The sequence below is a fragment of the Myxococcus sp. CA040A genome (genome assembly GCF_013336725.1).
Taxonomy (GTDB): Bacteria; Myxococcota; Myxococcia; order Myxococcales; family Myxococcaceae; genus Myxococcus; species Myxococcus llanfairpwllgwyngyllgogerychwyrndrobwllllantysiliogogogochensis.
The window spans coordinates 1-210 of the sequence record NZ_JABUMR010000070.1; the positions used below are offsets into that span (position 1 = coordinate 1).

Annotated in this window: 1 protein-coding gene; it reads right to left on the bottom strand. The window is 67.6% G+C overall.

What is annotated here, in order from left to right:
* Positions 1-210, bottom strand: a 210-nt coding sequence (locus tag HUA75_RS46135; RefSeq protein WP_174490147.1) for a phosphopantetheine-binding protein, incomplete at both ends; no start/stop codon positions are given.

The following is a 210-nucleotide window of genomic DNA, read 5'->3' on the forward strand; positions in this document are numbered from 1 at the left end:
CTCGACGTCGAAGGTGGAGCGGATGCGAGAGACGACTTGAGTGGCGAGGAGGGAGTGGCCGCCCAACTCGAAGAAGTCGCCGTGGATGCTGACGCGCTCCAGGCCGAGGACGTCGGAGAAGATGGAGGCGAGGCGGGACTGGGTGAGGGTGGAGGGAGGGGCGAAGTCGTCGCCGGAGGAGGTGGCAGCGGCGAAGTCGGGAGGAGGAAG